At 51.4% G+C, this 20,994-nt stretch carries 8 protein-coding genes; 2 read left to right on the top strand and 6 right to left on the bottom strand.

What is annotated here, in order from left to right:
- Positions 1 to 51: 51 nt before the first annotated feature.
- The 5 genes from tssI to tssH are packed head-to-tail and all read right to left on the bottom strand — an operon-like array spanning position 52 to position 6,462.
- Entirely contained in the window at positions 52 to 2,238 is a 2,187-nt protein-coding gene (gene tssI / locus AB1797_04280; GenBank protein MEW5766830.1) for a type VI secretion system tip protein TssI/VgrG, read from the bottom strand.
- Positions 2,239 to 2,298: 60 nt separating this feature from the next.
- Positions 2,299 to 2,958, bottom strand: a complete 660-nt coding sequence (locus AB1797_04275; protein ID MEW5766829.1) for a hypothetical protein — start codon at positions 2,956 to 2,958, stop codon at positions 2,299 to 2,301.
- Between the two features lie 8 nt (positions 2,959 to 2,966).
- On the bottom strand, positions 2,967 to 3,377 hold the full coding sequence (locus AB1797_04270; protein ID MEW5766828.1) for a HEPN domain-containing protein: 411 nt from the start codon (positions 3,375 to 3,377) through the stop codon (positions 2,967 to 2,969).
- On the bottom strand, positions 3,374 to 3,688 hold the full coding sequence (locus AB1797_04265) for a nucleotidyltransferase domain-containing protein (GenBank protein MEW5766827.1): 315 nt from the start codon (positions 3,686 to 3,688) through the stop codon (positions 3,374 to 3,376). Before AB1797_04265 ends, AB1797_04270 begins: the two co-directional genes overlap by 4 nt.
- Positions 3,688 to 6,462, bottom strand: a complete 2,775-nt coding sequence (gene tssH, locus AB1797_04260; GenBank protein ID MEW5766826.1) for a type VI secretion system ATPase TssH — start codon at positions 6,460 to 6,462, stop codon at positions 3,688 to 3,690. Before tssH ends, AB1797_04265 begins: the two co-directional genes overlap by 1 nt.
- Positions 6,463 to 6,945: 483 nt before the next feature.
- Between tssH and AB1797_04255 the strand changes: the two genes are divergently transcribed.
- Complete coding sequence (locus AB1797_04255; protein MEW5766825.1) at positions 6,946 to 19,131, top strand: Ig-like domain-containing protein; 12,186 nt, start codon at positions 6,946 to 6,948, stop codon at positions 19,129 to 19,131.
- A gap of 33 nt (positions 19,132 to 19,164) precedes the next feature.
- On the opposite strand, the gene AB1797_04250 is transcribed toward AB1797_04255, so the two are convergent.
- The gene (locus AB1797_04250) at positions 19,165 to 19,320 is read right to left on the bottom strand and encodes a hypothetical protein (GenBank protein MEW5766824.1); all 156 of its coding nucleotides are present in this window, start codon (positions 19,318 to 19,320) and stop codon (positions 19,165 to 19,167) included.
- A gap of 25 nt (positions 19,321 to 19,345) precedes the next feature.
- Between AB1797_04250 and AB1797_04245 the strand changes: the two genes are divergently transcribed.
- A complete protein-coding gene (locus tag AB1797_04245) occupies positions 19,346 to 20,605 on the top strand; it encodes a PorV/PorQ family protein (protein ID MEW5766823.1) in 1,260 nt (419 codons plus the stop codon).
- Positions 20,606 to 20,994: the final 389 nt, after the last annotated feature.

Raw genomic sequence — 20,994 nt, 5'->3', positions numbered from 1 at the left:
AAACTTAGCAAAGCGAACATGTCGTCCCTAACGGGACTTTTCAGACAGCCTCTAGGGGTTGAGTTGGACCATGCCGCCCTTGATGACATTCATTCCTTTCGCCTCGGACATCACCATAGCCCCTTTAGTATTGTTGGAGACATCAGCACTCGATTCAACGTTCATACCTTTGATCTTGACGTCACCGCCTGTTCCTTGGATGTTGATATCCTTACCCTTAATTTCAATTAAACCGCTGTGATTGAGAATAAGTTCGCTGCCGCCGCATTTGATTTTAAAATGAGCGCTGTTGACGGTTATCTCGTATGGCCCCTTGATTGTATCAGTCTTGCTTCCAGATGAAACAGTCAGTTTTTCATCGCCGGTATTGACTTCGACCTCCCGATTACCGGTTTTGACGGTAAGTTTATCATCACCGGTATTGACTTCGACCTCCCGATTACCGGTTTTGACGGTAAGTTTATCATTACCGGTATCGACATCGACAAGCCGGTGGCCGGTTTTGACGGTAAGTTTGTGATCACCCGTGTTGATCTCGATAATGCGGTCACCGGTTTTGACCGTCAATTTGTCGTCACCATCATTGATTTCGGTGGTGCGATTGTTCTGGATGGTATTCTTCTCGTCGTTTTGGACGGTTTTAGTCCGATCATGGCCGACGCTAAGCGATTGGTCGTTTCCCACACTGGTGCTCATATTATTCTCAATCTTTTCGTTCATATCCTTCTGGGCATGGATATAAACCTCTTCACTGCCCTTTTTGTCCTCGAATCGGATTTCATTAGAACCGCCGCCGCCTAATGAACTATCTGATTTAATGGTGCCTTTGGTCTTCTCATCCGGTAGAGGGTAAGGCGGCCGATTGTCGCCGTGATAGACCCGGCCGGTGATGATGGGTCGATCCGGGTCGCCTTCCAGAAAGTCAACGATCACTTCATGGCCGATACGCGGGATCCACATCGCCCCCCAGTTAGCGCCGGCCCATAACTGGCTGACCCTAATCCAGCAGGAGCTGTTCTCGTCGTTTTGACCCTCCCGGTCCCAATGGAATTGCACCTTTACCCGGCCATGCTCGTCGGTGTAAATCTCTTCACCACTCGGCCCAACCACAATGGCCGTCTGCGTTCCCTGGACCCTGGGCTTAGGGGTGGTTCGGGAAGGACGGTAAGGGGTGGAGTAGGGAATCACCCCAAACTGATTCTCATACACGGCACCGCCGCCCCCTCCGGCTTCCTCCTCTAATACCTGAGGTTGGGAACCGGTATGAGAAACACTGGTGAGCAGATATTCCTGGTTAAAGGAGGCGCGGGGATGCTGGTCAAGGGTGAAACGAAAACCCGGCAGAAATCGCCGGCAAACGCTGCTGCCTGCCCCGATCTGACGAGAGGCCTGGAATTCTTCCAACTGGATAGCGGCTAAATTTTGCCCGGCCTCCGCCGTCTGATATTCACCAGGATAATGGTAGATTTCCAGGGCCGTGTCACGTCCGGCGTCAGCCGTTTTTTGAAGGTCCAGGGTTGGCTGCTGAAAATTAAAGTCCCGCAGCATAACCGCCCCAGGACGAACCTCTTCAGAATAGCTCCACTCAGAGACGTGTTCTTCGCTGGGCACTCCACCCCTTGGCTCATGAAAGATTACCGTATCCGGTGATTCAATCGGCACATGAACACTGTCACTATCGGCCATAACCAGGACATGGCCGCTGTCAGTATGCTCAAAGAAATAGAAGATACCTTCCTCTTCCATCAGCCGCGAGATAAAATTCAGCTCTGATTCTTGATACTGGACACAATACTCACAGGGTTGATATTGATTTTGCAGGCTGAACCTGAATCGATCGCTGGGGATGCCTGCTTCCTCTAACACCTGGGTAATGATCTCCTCCACGGTCTTTTCTTGAAAGATGCGGCACTTGTATCGGTAGGACAACAGCCAGACAGCCGGAACAAGTTCGGCCGAATATTGGGTAAACCGAGCCCCCACAGCGTTTTGTTCAAAGCGGCTCACAATTCCGCTGACATACCGCTCCCTTTCTTCCCCGTAAATGGTCAAGATCGCCGGCTTGCCCACAATGGTTTCAAAGTCAATCTCGGCATCTTCCGAGGCCAATTCCAGGCTGAATCGAAAAAGCGATGATATCCCTTCGCTGCCACTGAAGCTAACTACCCTCAGTTCACCAGAATAGTCCTGAGCTTCAAAGGTAAAATCTGCCTCACTTGATGATCGAATAACTGGCATAATTTAACGCCTCCGTAATGGCTCAACCACCAAGACACTAAGATTACGTCTCTTTGTGTCTTAGCGCCTTAGTGGCTGGGGAGTTACACTGCCCTGAAGTAGCCCGCCACCTACATTATACCCCCTTAGGTCTTCTTCGGCAATAAAATATTCCGCTGGCCGGTAATGTCTAACCGGCCCTTCGAACTGAAATCGAGCGTCCGGCCATTGGTCATCAACTCCGGTCATTACCAGCACCCCGGCTGCATCGGCTAAGGCCTGCATAATTCTGTGTCCTGGCGCAGTAGGACCGGGAGTTCCAGTACATATCCGGGATCGTTCAGTATTCCACATATAATTCTCATCATAGTTCGGATTTGGGCGACACCTGGTAACCGTAACGCTGGCCACCCCGCAAGAGTGGACTTCAATTCGCGGATAACGACCGGCCCAATGATACCTTAGAAGCTCAAAACTGCGGGCACTCTCTACACTTAAGCCGTGGCCTAATTCAACATAGCCCCGTTCTCGATGGGTTCGGCCATGACCACAGAGGTATAATATTCGAATCATACCGGCCTCACCTATCCTTCGACAGATCCGGTCTATCGACCAGCCTTCATTGACTCTAATAACCCGTTTCGGACCCGGCCGTCCCCGGGCGAATCTCAGCCACCCGCTGTTTATCAACCGACGTCCCCACCGATTACCCAACCTATCGTCCACCACATAAACATACATAATTCACCTCATCCTGATTCTGACTGCTGAGTCTGAATATACTCATGAATCTTCAGGTGAAATTCCCTTGCCTTTTCAATATATTCAGAAACCAGGTCGCGATCCGGCACAGCAAAATCCACATAGTCAAATTGTTGCCGATATTCAAAAGCCTTATTGTACAATCTTCCCATCTCGATAGGCAAGATGCCTGTTTTGATCAATTCGCGGTTAAAATATCCTTTGACTTGCCCATGTTTTGAAAAGGAAACACCATGTAAAACAAGAAGCGCTTGAACAGCATAAAACATGGCATAGTAAGTCCGATTCATCGAGGAGGCAAGCATCCCGTTTTCAAGCATTATCTCCGCGGCTTGAATAGATTCTTTGGACCGTTCCATTCTATAAGAAATCAAGGCCTTAGCATCTTCTGATTTCATACGGCCGTCCCTTCAGTAAAAATTTTCTGGTAAATCGGTGTTCTGGCATACCTTTCCTTCACTGCCTCGTCACCAAAAACAATCAAGTCAATAAGGCAATCATACTTTAGCTCCAGATCATAAGCCATATCGAATAAATTTTCCTCTATCTGACGATTCACCTGGGAAAGGTGCACAAACACATCAATATCCGAATCTGCTCTCCGATCTCCGCGCGCTGAGGAACCAAATACTCTCATTTCCTGGAGTTCGTATTTATCAGAGATATTCGCCTTTAACTCATTAACAACCTTATGAATTAATGGCTGCATTACCGAGCCTCCTTCTTTTTGTGGCCGCCTCTTTTTTTCTTACCCGCCGAGGGCTTCTTGGCCTTAGAGGCCGCTGTCTGAACCTGGTCAGAAAACTGAAAGGTAAAGTCACCCCCTTTACTAATACCCAAATGAAGCTTGTCAGGCAGCGGGCCTTCAGTCATTCGCTGTAAGATCTCGGTGGAGATGCGGGGCAGGAGTGTCCCCTGCATAATATGGTCGATATTACGGGCCCCGGTTTCTACCTCGGTGCAGCGTTCGGCGATCTGGTCCACCACTTGCTCCTCATATTCAAAGGCCATCTTGTGGCTGGCCTGAAGGCGGTCGGCTAATTGGTTCAACTTAAGCTGGGTAATATCCTTCATCGCCTCCATAGAGATAGTGAAAAAGGGGACAATGGTCATCCGGGCAAGCAGGGCGGGCTTAAAGTGCTGGCTCAGGATGGGACGGATCGCCTCGATAATTTGCCTTGACTCCAGTTGGGCATGGCCGGCGCTTATGCCCGTAATAATATCAGCGCCCAGGTTGCTGGTCATAAAGATAATGGTATTTTTGAAGTCAATCACCCGTCCCTCGCCATCGGCCAGCATGCCCTTATCAAATACCTGGTAAAAGAGGTTCATCACCTCCGGGTCGGCCTTTTCCACCTCATCCAGGAGCACCACCGAATACGGCCGCTGACGGACGGCCTCGGTCAGCACCCCGCCCTCGCCGAAGCCGACATAACCCGGCGGTGAGCCGATCAGCCTGGAGACCGTATGTTTTTCCTGAAATTCGGACATGTTGATAGTTACCATAAAACGTTCACCCCCAAAGAGGGTATCCGCTACGGTCAGGCCAAGCTCGGTCTTGCCGACACCACTGGGACCTACAAAGAGGAAGACGCCAATGGGGGCGCGTGGGTTTCCCAGGCCGGACTTGGAGGCCCGGATGCCGCGAGAGACAGCCTCCAGGGCGTAAGGTTGGCCCTTGATTCGTTTCTCCAACTCCTTTTCCAGGTTCAAGATTGACTGGGCCTCATCCTTGACCATCTTGCCCACCGGTATACCGGTCCAGTCGGCGACCACCTTAGCCACAACTTCAGGGTTGACCTCCATGTGGATCAGGGGCTCTTTGCCCTGTATCTCCTGTAATTCAGCCAGGGCCGTGTTCAATTCCTTCCGAAGCGCCTTAAGGTCTTCGACGACTGTGGGTTCTTCGGCCGCAGGTTCTTCTTCTTTCGTCTCGGCTTCGGCCATCTGGGTTCTGTGTTCGGTGCGTTGGATTCTGTCTCGAACAGCCAGGACTTTTTCGACCGCTTCCTTCTCCCGCTGCCAGCGCCCTTCCAGATCAGCGAACTCATCCCGCGATTGGGCAATCTGCTGCTCTAATTCCTGGATCTGAGACGTCTCCACCGGCACACCCGCGGCCATATCCCGGCGGTGGGCTTCCAGCTCGCGCTCCAAGGTTCCAATCCTGATGCCTATGTCTTCGAGCACGTCCGGTTTGGTGGTGAGGGCGACCTTAACCCGGGCGGCGCATGTATCGAGCAGATCAACGGCCTTATCTGGCAGCAGCCGGCCGGAGATATAGCGGCTGGACAGCCGGGAAGCCGCTACGACCGCTTCGTCATGGATATGCACCTGGTGAGATGATTCATATCTATCGCGCAGCCCACGAAGCATAACAATAGCGTCATCTTCTGAAGGCTCATCAATCTTTACTACCTGAAACCGACGGGCCAGGGCAGCGTCCTTTTCAAAATATTTCTTATATTCAGACCAGGTGGTAGCGGCAATGGTCCGCAGTTCTCCACGGGCCAGGGCCGGCTTGAGCAGGTTGGCCGCATCGCCCCCGCCAGCCGCTCCTCCGGCCCCGATCAGAGTATGGGCCTCGTCAATAAACATAATGATCGGCGTAGGGGATTCCTTTACCTCAGAGATAACCGATTTCAGCCTGTTTTCAAATTCACCTTTCACCCCGGCCCCGGCTTGCAGCAGACCCATATCAAGTCCCAGTATCTCGACATTACTCAGCACAGAGGGGACATTTCCTTCCACGATGCGGAGGGCCAGGCCCTCCACTACCGCGGTTTTTCCAACACCGGCCTCACCCACCACAATAGGATTATTCTTTCGCCGTCGGGCCAGGATGTCAACCATCTGCCGAATGGCCTGGTCACGGCCGAAGACAGGATCGATTTCGCCTTCCCGGGCCCGTCCGGTAAAATCTATGGTGTAGCGGCCCAGGGCCGTATCCGCCCGCGGGCCCCGTTTTTCACCAGGCGCCGCCGCTTCTGGCTTAGCCGCTCGAGCCGGGCCTTCGGACGATCCTGCGACGATGTCAAGCAGGCCTCGCCGGAGTTCCTCGGGCCGAATCTTTTGCAAATCATCCAGATAAGCCCCAGCCGTGTACCGGCCAGGGTTGGCCATTAAAGCAGTCAATAGGACACCAGACCGAATCTCATTTAGTCCCAGGTCGATCGAAGCCAGCAGCCATCCCTCCTGAAACCATTCCATCAGCAGCGGAGAAAAGACCGGTTTGCCGGCATTCCCGGCCCGGAGTTCTTCGATGGCCCTTTGTAGCCGCCGTTGAAGCCGGGTCGGCTCCAGTTCAAAATGCCGCAAGATATGTTGCAGATCAGCCGTAGGCTCTTCCATCATCTTCAATAGCATGTGCTCAATGGTCACCTCGTAGTGAGTGCGTGAGACACACAGGCCGGCCGCTGCTTCCAGCGACCGGGTACAGAAACCATTAAGCCGGCGGAGTAAAGATTTGATGTCAACATTGACCATTGTTCTATCCTCCTCTTCAGAGTGGAAAGTGGGGAGACTTCCCATTTCTCAACTCTCAACTCTCAGCTTCCCACTCTCCAATTTTCTTCCATTGTAACTAACTTTTGTAAGTTTGTCAATCATTTTTGTAACTACTCAGGCAGATAGGCTGAAGGCTGAAGGCTGAAGACTGTCCCTAAAAGCCTTCAGCCTTCAGCCTACCTGTCGATATTTTTCAGAACGCTTGACAAAATAACTTGACAAAAGGAAGAAAGATACTGTATATTAGTGAAAATGTAAAGGCATATTGTAAACTTTCGTTGCACCTAAGAGAGCCATGTGACATCACTTTTCTAGTATTTATAGTTATCTTAACCCCTCGATAGAATTGGCACGATATTTGCAGTTAGATTTCTGTGAGTCTCTGTGTCTCGGTGGTGAAACTAAACTATGCTCCAAATAGATCGTGAGATAGCTAAGAACCTATCCCCAAACCTCAGCGCGATGAAAGCCGATAGAGGAGGCAACTGCCGATGGATAGAAGGCGCCGGTGGTCGCTCCCTAACGGTCGCGGCTCGGATCGGTTTGGGGATACTGCTCAGCCTCTTGGCCCTTTTCCTTGGGCCTGTCACAGGCTGGGCTCAAACACCTAAGATAATGCCCCTGGGTAATTCCATCACTTATGGTTGTGGTTGCAGCACCCCCCGTTGTGAGCCTGACACCTTCGTGGGATATCGGCGGCACCTGGATGAACTTATTGATCCAGCTCAGGCCACCATTAATTTTGTGGGCGCTAATACGGCCGGCCCCCCAGACTTCGTAGACAAGAAACATTCCGGTTATTCTGGCTATAGGGCTGATGAAATAAAAGGTCTTCTTAGTCTTGCCTACCTTAATACATATCAGCCAGACATTATCCTCCTTCACATAGGAACAAATGACATCTTGCAGAATGATAGCCTCCCCACAGGCGATGTCGTTACTTCAACCCTTCAGGATATTGAGGGTATAATCACCAAAATTTACAATTACGATCCCTCTACCTATATATTGGTAGCCGGCATAATACCTTTTGGCAGCACGTGCCTCCCCGGTTTCAATTGTAATAATGCCCAGGTAGAAGCTCTTAATGACGGCATCTGGAATTTAGTTTCAGATTGGGAAAACGATACAGGGGCTTTAATCGAATACGTAGACCACTATAGTGCCTTTAAACCGCGTATTAATGATTATTTATGCGCTGATAGTATCCATCCCAATCCGGTTGGCTACGAGGTTATGGCCGAGATCTGGTACAACCATCTTGAACCCCTTTTGACCCCACCGGAAATAACCGCCATCTTTCCTACTAACGGAAATGTGAAACTTGATGCCAATATTTGGATACGATTCTCTAAGCCTATGGATACCGCCAGTGTTAACTGTATCTTAACCCCCAGTGTAGGCGTTCTCACCCCTTCCTGGAATCCGGCCGGAACAGAGGTTACTTATACCCACGCCACTCTCTTTGATGAAGAGACAACCTATACCTGTGAAATAACCGGTCAGGATGATTTTGGCAATACTCTGGCCGCCGGAGGCGTGCCTAATCCCTGGTCATTTACTACCGTCTATGTCTGCCCTCAAATCACCTGGACCAGTCCCTCTGACGGAAAGACTGATGTTGCCTGGGATGAGCCGGTGGTGGTTATCTTTTCTGAGCCAATGAATAAAAGCACGGTTTCGTTTCAGGTCAGTCCTGACCCGGGCAACTGGACCGTAGCGTGGAATGCCGCCGACTCGCAGGCTACCTTCTCTCACTCTACTGCCTTTGCTGAATATAAATGGTATACCTTCCTGATTACGGCCGGGCAATCTGCCCTGGATGGCGATGATCTGTGTGCCGGGCCGGTAGGTAATCCCTGGGATTTCCAGACCTTGGATGACCCGCCTGAGGTGATGGCCACTAATCCTCAAGATAGGGATGATACGGTGGGCCTTAATCAATCCATTATCATCACCTTCAGCGAACCGATGAATACCCCCACCGTAAATATAACCATTACCCCTTCGGTGTCTCTAACGGCAAACTGGAACGCCAATAAAACTGAGGCTACATACACCCATGCGGGGTTTACTGAAGAGACCGATTACCACGTAGAGGTAGGCGGACAGGATCAGGCCGGAGTTTGGATGACCACGGCCTATGAATTTGATTTCACCACCATTAATCTCCCGCCCTCCCTTATTAGCGTCAGCCCGACACCTGAGGCTACCAATGTCCCTTTAAACCAGCCGATAGTAGTTACCTTCTCTGAACCTATGAACACCCCTACTGTTGCCCTCAATCTTGAGTCCGGCCCGGATCCGGGGGGGTGGACAGAAGAATGGAACGGAATCAATACCCAGGTTACTTATGACCATAATTTCTTTACGGAAGGCACGGCCTATACCTTCAGCCTCACCGGCCAGGACCTATCCGGTCAATCTCTGGTTGATGACCCTACGCTTAATCCCTGGTCATTTACTACTACCTCCAACCCTTTTGTCATCAGCACTATTCCTGACACCGGCGCTACGGGAGTGGATATATATCAGCCTGTGATCATAGTATTCTCTGAGCCAATGTGGCCTCCTGTAGGCGCCTGGTATGACTGCACCCCGACTAATCCATTTTCGCAAGTTAGCTGGAATCCGAATTATACGGAGGTAACACTTAGCCACCCCCCCGACGTTCCCTTTAAGGAAAATACCACCTATACCTTCCGGATATTAGAGATTAAAGATAATGAGAATAATCCCCTGATGCCCTTACCTTACCCCATTGCCTTTACCACCGGACAAGCCGCCCCAACTGTCCTCTCCACTGACCCGGACAGCGGCGAGCCAAATGTAGCTCTTGATGCCCCTGTAATCATTACTTTCTCCAAGCCTATGAACACAGGGACGGTTATAGCTACTTGTAATCCTAATCCAGAGGGTTGGAGTTTCATCTGGACCGGGGGCGATACTGTGCTTAACTTTAACGCACACAATAACTTTAACGAATCCACCACCTATACCTTTAGCCTTACCGCTGGCCAAGATAAAACCGGCCTTGATCTGGCTCCTTTACCTTATGCCTTTCCCTTCACCACGGCCGGTATTGCTCCGACCGTTGTTTCCACTATTCCGACCAACGGCGCCGCCGGGGTGAACCTTAATCAGGATATTATTATCACCTTCTCGGAAAAGATGGATGTAAACAACTTCGACTTTGACTCCAATCCTGACCCGGGCGGCTGGTCGAAGAGCTGGAACGGCGCCCAGACTCAAGTCACCTGCCGACACAATGACTTTACTGAGTCAACTCCCTACACCTTTACCATCACTTCTGCCAGGGACTTAGTCGGCAATAACTTAGACCCCCTGCCCTATCCGGTCACCTTCACCACCCTCTTTATCCCCGCGCCTACGGTGGTCTCTACTACGCCGGCGAGCGGGGCAACCGGCGTAGCCCGTGGTCAGGATATTATCATTACCTTCTCTAAGGAAATGGATGTAACCAGCTTTAACTTCAATTCCAATCCTGATCCCGGCGGCTGGTCGAGGAGCTGGAACGGCGCCCAGACTCAAGTTACCTGCCGGCACAATGACTTTAATGAGTCAACTGCCTATATCTTTACCATCACCCAGGCAAAAAGTTCGGACGGCAAAAACCTGGATCCGCTACCTTATGCCTTCCCATTTTCTACGGTGAGCGACGCCCCAACCGTAACTTTAACGGTTCCCCAGGATGGTGAAGGAGGTGTCGCCTTTAATCAGGACATTATTATCACCTTCTCTGAAGCTATGGATACCAGCAGCTTCCAATTTACCTCCAACCCTGATCCCGGCGGCTGGTCGAGGAGCTGGAACGGCGCCCAGACTCAAGTCACCTGCCGGCACAATGACTTTACTGAGTCAACTCCCTACACCTTTACCATCACGTCGGCCAGGGATTTAGTCGGCAATAACTTAGCTCCTTTACCCTTTTCTATTACCTTCACCACTACTTGCCTATCACCCACGGTAATAGCCACTGATCCGCTCAGCGGCGCTACCGGCGTAACCCTTGATCAATCTTTGACTATCACCTTCTCTGAAGCTATGGATACCAACAGTTTCCAATTTACCTCCAATCCTGATCCCGGCAGCTGGAGCGCCCTCTGGCAGGCGGGAACTACTCGAGTTATCTTATCTCACAATAACTTTACCGAAAATACCACCTACAACTTTTTTATAACGAAGGCCAGTGACCTGAAGGGATGTAATCTAACCCTGCTACCCTACCCTATCACCTTCACCACTATTAGCCAGGCCCCTACCGTAGTTTCCACCCTCCCGGAAGATGGAGCCACAACGGCCGCCAGGACCCAGGAGATTATTATTGTCTTCTCTGAGCCGATGGATACGGGTTCCTTTAATTTCAATTGCAGCCCTAACCCGGGCGGGTGGTCAGTAGCCTGGAACGGCTCTGACAGCCAGGCCACCCTCAGCCATCAAGATTTTACAGAAGGTCAAGCCTATACCTTTACCATTACGGCCGCCAGGGATAAGGCCAAGGTCAATTTAACCCCCCTCCCCTATCCCCTCATCTTTACTATTGCCGGCGGGCCGCCGGCGGTTATTTCTACTATCCCGAAGGAAGGGGCAGACACCGTCGACTGGAATCAGGATATTATTATCGTCTTCTCTGAGCCGATGAATAGAGCCAGCCTTACTACCACTTGCAGCCCTGATCCCGGCGGTTGGGTAATAAACTGGAACGCCTCTGATACTGAGGTCACTTTGTCCCACAACAATTTTACCGAGATAACTCCTTACACCTTTACTATCACCGGAGCCAAAGATCAATCCTCTGGACTTGATTTGGTTGGCCTGCCCTATGCCCTCCACTTTACTACTGTAGGCGAGCATCCAACCGCCTCTATTGTTCCGGAAAATGGCACCACCGGCGTCACCCTTGACCAAACCGTCATCATCACCTTTTCCGAGGCTATGAATACCAGTAGCCTCAACTTCACCTCGGCCCCTAATCCCGGCGGCTGGACCGTGAGCTGGAACGACTCCGACAGCCAGGTTACTCTTAGCCACACGGATTTTACTGAATCAACGGCTTATACCTTCACCATTACCGTAGCTAACGATCCCTCCGGGCTTTCCTTAGACCCCCTGCCTTACTCCACTAATTTCACTACCTTCGGTGAGTCTCCCACGGTGGTTTCTACTATCCCGGAAACCGGGGCAACCAACATAAGCCTTGATCAGGACATCATCATCACCTTTTCCGAGACTATGAATACCAGTAGCCTCAACTTCACCTCGGCCCCTAATCCCGGCGGCTGGACAGTGAGCTGGAACGACGCCGACAGCCAGGTTACGCTTAACCACACGGATTTTACTGAATCAACGGCTTATACCTTCACCATTACCACCGCTAACGATCCATCTGGGCTTTCCTTAGACCCCCTGCCCTACTTCATTAATTTCACTACCTTCGGTGAGTCTCCCACGGTGGTTTCTACTATCCCGGAAACCGGGGCAACCAACATAAGCCTTGATCAGGACATCATCATCACCTTTTCCGAGGCGATAAATACCAACAGCCTCAACTTCACCTCGGCCCCTGATCCCGGCGGCTGGACCGTGAACTGGAACGACGCCGACAGCCAGGTTACGCTTAGCCACACGGATTTTACTGAATCAACGGCTTATACCTTCACCATTACCGTAGCTAACGATCCCTCCGGGCTTTCCTTAGACCCCCTGCCCTACTCCATTAATTTCACTACCTTCGGTGAGTCTCCCACGGTGGTTTCTACTCTCCCGGAAACCGGGGCAATCAACATAAGTCGTGATCAGGACATCATCATCACCTTTTCCGAGGCGATGAATACCAGCAGCCTCAACTTTACCTCGACCCCTGATCCCGGCGGCTGGACAGTGAGCTGGAACGACTCCGACAGCCAGGTTACTCTTAGGCACACGGATTTTACTGAATCAACGGCTTACATCTTTACCATTACCGAAGCAAAAGACCTGGCCGGCCTTGACTTAGACCCCTTACCTGACCGGATTGCCTTTACCACCTGGAGTGAAGCCCCGACTATTCTGTCCACGCTTCCAGTGGCCGGGTCTGAAACAGTGCCCCAGAGTCAAGACATCGTCATCACCTTCTCCGAACCGATGGATACCTCATCGGTTATCTTAACCTCAAATCCGGATATCAAAGATTATACCGTAAGCTGGAATCAGGGAAACACCGAGGTTACTTATGCCCATTCTGGATTTAGTGAAGCCCGGACTTACGTATTAGAGGCAGCCGGTCGTGACATGGCCGGAAATGATCTGGCCGCTGGCCCGGCCCCTAATCCATGGTCCTTTAAGATAACCGGCGCCAACCCCACGATTATGGCGGCCACCCCCTCACCGGGATTCAACCAGACCCCCCTGGATCAAGCGGTCATTGTGGTCTTTTCCGAGCCAATGGATACAACCTCGGTAATCCTGGAAGTCAGCCCTGATCCGGGCGGTTGGCAAGCCCAATGGAATGAAAACAGAACCGCTGTCACATATTCCCATAATAACTTCACCCAGGGCAGCGCTTACATGGCTCATATCACCCAGGCCCAGGACCTGGCCGGCCTGGAGCTGGTCCCCGGAGAAATGTCTAACCCCTGGGCCTTTATGACCGAGGATACCGCCCCAACCGTAGTGGCGGTTAGCCCTTCCACCGGCTCTATTGAGGTCCCCTTGGACCAGGTTATGGTTATTACCTTCTCTGAACCTATGGCCCCGGCAACGCTTACCTTTGCCATCTCGCCTGATCCTGGCCACTGGACCGTGAACTGGAACGATGGCCTCAATACCCAAGCGACTCTTTCTCATGCCCCCTTCCAGAAAGCCACTTCCTACTATTTTGAGGTCACGGGAGGAATGGATCCAGGCGCCAATTCCCTGGCCAATATACCCTATCCAGTAACCTTTACGACCCTGAGTGAACCACCACTGGTGATTTCAACTTCACCCCAGAACGGGGCAGGGACGGTAGGCTTCAATGACCCCATTATCATCGCCTTCAGCCAGCCGATGAATAAAGCCAGCCTCCAGACTGTCTGCACCCCTGATCCCGGCGGTTGGTCAGTAGAGTGGAACCAGTCCGACAGCCAGGCGATTTACTACCATGCCGATTTTAATAAGTCAACGGCCTATACCTTCACCATCAGACAGGCCAAGGGACAGAATGGCCTTGATCTTGATCCCCTACCTTACTCCCTTAACTTTGCCACCGAGGACATTCCCTTTGTCACGGCGATCACCCCACGACCGAATGCCACAGACGTCTTCACTACTCAACCGGTCATTATCACCTTCTCCAAGAAAATGAAGACGGAAAGCTTGACTTACACGGACACCCTCCCTGGCAACTGGTGGACCAGTTGGAATCAAGAAGGCACGGTGGTCACGATTTATCATAACAATCCCTTTGAGTTTTCGACTACCTACGGTTTTGAACTTACCGGAGGAACCGATCTCTCCGGAAACCCCCTGCCCAATCTGCCCTATTTTTGGTCATTCACCACCTTAGAAGCGCCTGCCCCTACTGTGGTCTCCACCGACCCTCAACCAGGCGAAGATAATGTGCCCCTAAATCAGCCCATGGTCGTCACCTTCAGTAAGCCGATGAATAAAGCCAGCCTCCAGACGGTCTGCACGCCTGATCCCGGTGGTTGGTCAGTAAAGTGGAACCAGTCCGACGACCAGGCGACTTTCTACCATGCCGATTTTAATAACTCAACGGCCTATACCTTCACTATCAGGCAGGCCAAGGGCCAGAATGGCTTTGACCTTGATCCCCTACCTTACTCCATTAATTTTGCCACGGCGGACATTCCTTTTGTTACCAGCCTTATCCCACGACCGAATGCCACAGACGTCCTCACTACTCAGCCGGTCATTATCACCTTCTCTAAGAAAATGAAGACGGAGAGCTTGACTTACACTGATACCCTCCCTGGCAACTGGTGGACCAGTTGGAATCAAGAAGGCACCCAGGTCACGATTTATCATAACAATCCCTTTGAGTTTTCGACTACCTACGGATTTGAACTTACCGGAGGAACTGATCTGTCCGGAAACCCCCTGCCCCATCTGCCCTATTTTTGGTCATTCACCACTTTAGCATCGCCTGCCCCTACTGTTGTCTCCACCGACCCTCAACCAGGCGAAGATAATGTGCCCCTAAATCAGCCCATGGTCGTCACCTTCAGTAAGCCGATGAATAAAGATAGCCTCCAGATTACCTCCACCCCTGATCCGGGCGGCTGGTCAGTGGCCTGGAATGAACCCGATAATACCCAAGCGGCCTTCTCCCACTCTGAATTTGAGGAATCAACACGTTACACCTTTACTATCAACCAGGCCAAAGGCCAGAATAACCGAGACCTGAACCCCTTACCTTATTCTATTAATTTCACCACCCATGGTGACACCCCAGTTATTACTCGGATCACCCCACCACCGAATGCGACGGACGTCCGCACTACTCAGCCGATCATTATCACCTTCTCGGAAGAGATGCACACCGCCTCTTTCTCTTACACCGATACCTTACCCGGAGGTTGGACCGTGGCATGGAATGAAGCCAACACCCAGGTTACCTTAAACCACACCCCCTTTGAGAAGTCCACTACCTACGGCTTTAAGATCACCGGAGGCACAGACCTGGCCGGGAATTCGTTGCCCAATCTGCCCTACACCTGGAGATTCACCACGGAAGCGGAAGTGGAGCCTCCGGTTATCACTGAAGTCACTCCGAAACCAGGCGCCACTGAGGTTGAGCTGGAGCAGCCTGTCATCGTTACATTCAGTAAGCCGATGGATACCAGCAGCTTTACCTTTACCGACACATGGCCGGGCGGCTGGTGGACAAGCTGGAACCAGACTGACACTCAGGTCACCATTTATCATACCCTTTTCCAGGAATCCACTACCTACGGCTTTGAGATTACTGGTGGAAGGGACCTATTCGCAAGCTCTTTGCCCAATCTGCCTTACGCCTGGAATTTTACCACGATTGATATTCCCCCCACTATCATCGAAGTCAGCCCGGAACAAGACGCCGTCGGAGTGCCCCTGGATCAGCCGGTAATCGTTACCTTCTCTGAACCTATGAATACCGCCTCGGTCACTTACCTTGACACCTCACCAGGCGGTTGGACCGCCAGTTGGAACGAGGCTAATACAGCGGCCACCTTCCATCACGCCAATCCCTTCAATCAATCGACCACCTACGGATTCGAGATCACCGGAGGAACAGACCAGGCCGGCAACTCACTGCGCCATCTGCCTTACGCCTGGAATTTTACCACCATTGATATTCCCCCCACTATCATTGAAGTCAGGCCGGAACAAGACGCTGTCGGGGTGTCCCTGGATCAGCCGGTGATCATTACCTTCTCTGAACCTATGAATACCGCCTCGGTCACTTACCTTGACACCTTACCAGGCGGTTGGACCGCCAGTTGGAACGAGGCTAATACAGCGGCCACCTGCCATCACTCCAATCCCTTCAATCAATCGACCACCTACGGATTCGAGATCACCGGAGGAACAGACCAGGCCGGCAACTCACTGCGCCATCTGCCTTACGCCTGGAATTTTACCACGATTGATATTCCCCCAACTATCATTGAAGTGAGCCCAAAACAAGACGCGGTCGGGGTGTCCCTGGATCAGCCGGTGATCGTTACCTTCTCTGAACCTATGAATACCGCCTCGGTCACTTACCTTGACACCTTACCAGGCGGTTGGACCGCTAGTTGGAACGAGGCTAATACAGCGGCCACCTTCCATCACGCCAATCCCTTCCATCAATCGACCACCTACGGCTTTGAGATTACCGGTGGAAGGGACTTATTCGGAAGCTCTTTGCCCAATATGCCTTATGCCTGGAATTTTACCACGATTGACCTTCCCCCAACTATCGTCGAAGTCAATCCCGAACAAGAGACTGTTGGGGTCTCCCTGGATCAGCCGGTGATCGTTGCCTTCTCTGAACCCATGAATACAGCCTCGGTCACGTATACTGACATCTCACCCGGAGGTTGGACCGTAAGCTGGAACGAGGCCGAAACTCAGACCACTTTCTCTCACTCTAATCCCTTTGAGGAAATGACTGTCTATGAATTCGAGATTACCGGAGGAAAGGATCTGACCGGTAGCGAACTGCTTAATCTGCCTTATGCCTGGAGCTTTACCACCACGGGGATTAACCCCTTTATCACGGCGGTCAGACCGAAGCGTAACGCCGTAGGAGTTGCTCTGGATCAACCGATTATCGTCACTTTCTCCCAACCTATGAACACCACCAGTCTAATTTATACTGACACCTTGCCTGGCCATTGGACAGTAGCATGGAATGAAGCCGAAACCGAGGCCACCATCTACCACAGTAATCTCTTCGAGGAATTGACTACTTACGGCTTTGAGATCACCGGCGGACAGGATGCCTTCGGCCTTGAGTTATTTAATATCCCTTACTTATGGGGATTTACTACCCTGGGGATTCCTCCACAGATCACCGAGGTTAGTCCCAAAGACGGCCAGCTTGGAGTTGAATTAAATCAACCCATCGTGGTTACTTTTTCAGAACAGATGAATCCAGCCAGTGTAACCTATGCTGACACCTTACCAGGCGGTTGGACCGCCAGTTGGAACGAGGCTAATACCCAAGCTGTCTTCTACCACAGCAATCTCTTCCTGGAATCAACCATTTACGGATTTGAGATCACCGCCGGCCAGGATATAAAGGGGAATCCGCTGAGCCCTTCTCTTGTTCCCAACCCGTGGTCCTTTACCACCTTGAGTCTACCCCAGCCACCTCGGATTGTTTCCACTTCACCGGCCGATGGAGAGACTGAAGTGCCCCTTAATCAACCTGTCGTTGTGGTCTTCTCTAAGCCAATGGATACGGCTACGGTAACCTGGGCCGATACCTTACCAGGCGGTTGGACCGCAAGCTGGAACGAGACTAATACAGCGGCCACCTTCTACCACCGTAATCCCTTCGAGGCATCAACTGCCTACGGATTTGAGATCACCGGCGGACAGGATACCGAGGGCAATCCGCTGGACACCCCCCTTGTTCCCAATCCGTGGTCCTTTACCACCTTGAGTCTACCCCCGCCACCTCGGATTGTTTTCACTTCGCCGGCCGATGGAGAGACTGAAGTGCCCCTTAATCAACCTGTCGTTGTGGTCTTCTCTAAGCCAATGGATACGGCTACGGTAACCTGGGCCGATACCTTACCCTACGGCTGGACCGTCACCTGGAACGAGGCCAATACAGCGGCCACCTTCCACCACCGTAATCCCTTCGAGGCATCAACTGCCTACGGATTTGAGATCACCGGCGGGCAGGATACCGAGGGCAATCCGCTGGACACCCCCCTTGTTCCCAACCCGTGGTCCTTTACCACCCGAAGTCTACAGCCACCTCGGATTGCTTCTACTTCTCCGGCCAATGGAGAGACGGCGGTGGTCCTTAATGAACCTGTGGTTATTGTCTTCTCTAAACCAATGAATCCAGCCAGTGTAACCTATGCTGACACCTTACCAGGCGGTTGGACCGTCAGTTGGAACGAGGCTAATACCCAAGCTGTTTTCTACCACAGCAATCTCTTCCTGGAATCCACCACTTACGGATTTGAGATTACCGCCGGCCAGGATATAAAGGGGAATCCGCTGAGCACTTCTCTTGTTCCCAATCCGTGGTTCTTTACCACCTTGAGTCTACCCCAGCCACCTCGGATTGTTTCCACTTCTCCGGCCAATGGAGAGACGGCGGTGGCCCTTAATGAACCTGTAGTTGTTGTCTTCTCTAAGCCAATGAATCCAGCCAGTGTAACCTATGCTGACACCTTACCAGGCGGTTGGACCGCAAGCTGGAACGAGACTAATACAGCGGCCACCTTCCACCACCGTAATCCCTTCGAGGCATCAACTGTCTACGGATTTGAGATCACCGGCGGGCAGGATACCGAGGGCAATCCACTGGACACCCCCCTTGTTCCCAATCCGTGGTTCTTTACCACCTTGAGTCTATCCCAGCCACCTCGGATTGTTTCCACTTCTCCGGCCAATGGAGAGACGGCGGTGGTCCTTAATGAACCGGTGGTGGTTATCTTCTCCAAGCCAATGGATACGGCGGCGGTGACCTGGGCCGATACCTGGCCCTACGGCTGGACCGTCACATGGAACGAGGCCGATACCGAAGCCACTTTCCACCACCGTAATCCCTTCGAGGCATCAACTGTCTACAGATTTGAGATCACCGGCGGGCAGGATACCGAGGGCAATCTGCTGGGCGATCCTCTTGTTCCCAATCCGTGGTCCTTTACCACCATAGAGACAATAACCAGCGAAGCTTATCCCTACCCCAACCCTTGCCAAGGGAATAAGGTATGGATAACCAATCTGCCGATTGATTCTAATCTGAAGGTATATATCTTTGATGTAAGCGGAGAACTGGTCCGGACCCTCGATGAAGAGGGCACAGAGATAATCGGGCAAGAGGCTGTCTGGAATATTAAAAATGAGGACGGAGCTGAAATGTCTTACGGCATATATATCTATCTGGTGGAGTCAGAGAAAGGCTCACAACGCGGGAAGATAGCAGTGATTAGATAAGCGGAGCTAATTAGATGACCGAGGACAAGAATCTTAGCTTGATGCTCGATGCTGGATGCTCGATGCTCGTAAAGGATCCAGTGTCCAGTATCGAGCATCGAGCATCGAGTATCCAGCATCGAGTATCCAGCATCGAGTATCCAGCATCGAGCATCGAGCATCGAGTATCCAGCATCGAGCATCCAGCATCGAGTCTTAAGAAGGAATGGGAAAAATGATAAAGAAAGTAACCACGATCAGTCTAATATGGCTCCTTTGCCTCTGTGTGCCTGGAGCGGCCGGCACGGACAGGTCGGCCGGGACCACGGCCTCGGCCTTCCTTAATATAGGCCAGGGAGGAAGGGCTTCTGGTATGGGCGGGGCCTTTGTCTCTGTAGCCGATGACCCCACCGCCCCTTACTGGAATCCGGCTGGGATCAGTCAAATTACCGGAAGAAGCTTAGGCTTTGCCCACACCTTGTGGCTGGAAGATATATCCGCGACCTATCTGGGCTATGTTCAACCCTTGGGAGATAAGGCCGGTCTTGGGCTTGGCCTTATCGGACTTTCTTCAGGGGATATGGAAAAATGGGCCGAGGATGGGTCTTCAGAGGGAAGCTTTGGGGCCTTTGATGGGGCTATTATTTTATCTTATGCCCGTAAGATATTCCCCGGACTTTCGCTCGGAGCAGGGCTTAAGCTAATCCATGAGGGAATAGATAATAAAAGTGAGAAGCATTTTGCCCTGGATGCAGGGGGAGTATACCACTTACCGAGACACCCCATCAAACTTGGGCTGGTTATTCAGAATCTGGGGCCTAAAGCGAGTTTAGTCGAGGAAGACTTTTCTCTACCCCTTACTATTAAATTGGGAGGCTCTTACTCCTTATTGGCCCATCGACTTATTATGGCCGCCGATATGCATAAGATAAAGGGCCAGCGAGCTGGTTTTAATCTCGGCTTAGAATATTGGGCCATCCCCAGCCTGGCCTTAAGGGCGGGGTATAATCTTAAGGGAGAAAGCACCGAGATTGAATCCCTCTCCGGCCTCTCTGTCGGCTTAGGATTTAGAATAAAGAATTATGGCTTAGACTATGCCTATTCGGCAGGCGATAAATTAGACGGGGTTCATAAGGTCTCCTTTGGCCTTGATCTGAGAGCTAAACCTAAAAAGGCCGAAAAAATCGAGCCTGAACTACCAAAAGTCAAGCCTGAAGTATCTAAGCCCAAAAGGGAGGAAAGAAAGCCAAAGCCAAAGAGAGAGATAATAGAGCCAAAGATAGTAGCGCCGAAACCAAAACCAGAAGCAGCGCCAGAGCCGGAGATAAAGAGAGAGCCAGAACCGATTATAGATAGATGGGAGGTTGAATACAAGTATATTAAACCAAAGGAAGGAAGGCGAGAGGTCGAATACGAGTATATTGAACCAGAGAGGTATAAGGAAAGCGAAAAACTGATTCCCGAAGAAAGACAGGCGCCTAAGGCTGAAGACTGAAGGCTGAAGAAAATTCCCTATCATCATCAACCTTAAGGTATATGGTGATTTAAGCCTTTCACTTTCAGGGATTGAACCACCTATCTGGGGTGCAATGACTGCGAGGATTCTTCTACACCAAAAATGCCTGCCACCAGAGCCACACTCAATGCCTTAAAAAATAGGGCACTTTATATAAAGACTGTTCTTAGTGGACTTCATCCTTCCTGACCGCGATGGATAGGTTGTGTTTTGTGAAAGTCTTGTGCTTTATTAAAGGTTTGTTGGGACGGTTCACCTTGCTGTGAAAGCTTGCGACTAATGGCCTATCCCAAAACCTCCGCGATAGAAACCTGGTTTCTTGAAGAAACTCGGCTTCTGGTCACACTGGAGAGGTTTTGGGATAGGCT

The sequence above is a fragment of the bacterium genome (assembly GCA_040753085.1).
Taxonomy (GTDB): domain Bacteria; phylum UBA9089; class JASEGY01; order JASEGY01; family JASEGY01; genus JASEGY01.
Note: the sequence above shows the minus strand (reverse complement) of the source record. Positions and strands in the feature narration are given on the sequence as shown.

Coding starts and splice junctions, on each gene's coding strand:
- AB1797_04265 (MEW5766827.1), bottom strand. CDS start 3,688: ATGCAGCCATTAATTCATAAGGTTGTTAATGAGTTAAAGGCGAATATC.
- AB1797_04250 (MEW5766824.1), bottom strand. CDS start 19,320: ATGCTGGATGCTCGATGCTGGATACTCGATGCTCGATGCTCGATGCTG.
- tssI (MEW5766830.1), bottom strand. CDS start 2,238: ATGCCAGTTATTCGATCATCAAGTGAGGCAGATTTTACCTTTGAAGCT.
- AB1797_04270 (MEW5766828.1), bottom strand. CDS start 3,377: ATGAAATCAGAAGATGCTAAGGCCTTGATTTCTTATAGAATGGAACGG.
- AB1797_04275 (MEW5766829.1), bottom strand. CDS start 2,958: ATGTATGTTTATGTGGTGGACGATAGGTTGGGTAATCGGTGGGGACGT.
- tssH (MEW5766826.1), bottom strand. CDS start 6,462: ATGGTCAATGTTGACATCAAATCTTTACTCCGCCGGCTTAATGGTTTC.
- AB1797_04245 (MEW5766823.1), top strand. CDS start 19,346: ATGATAAAGAAAGTAACCACGATCAGTCTAATATGGCTCCTTTGCCTC.
- AB1797_04255 (MEW5766825.1), top strand. CDS start 6,946: ATGAAAGCCGATAGAGGAGGCAACTGCCGATGGATAGAAGGCGCCGGT.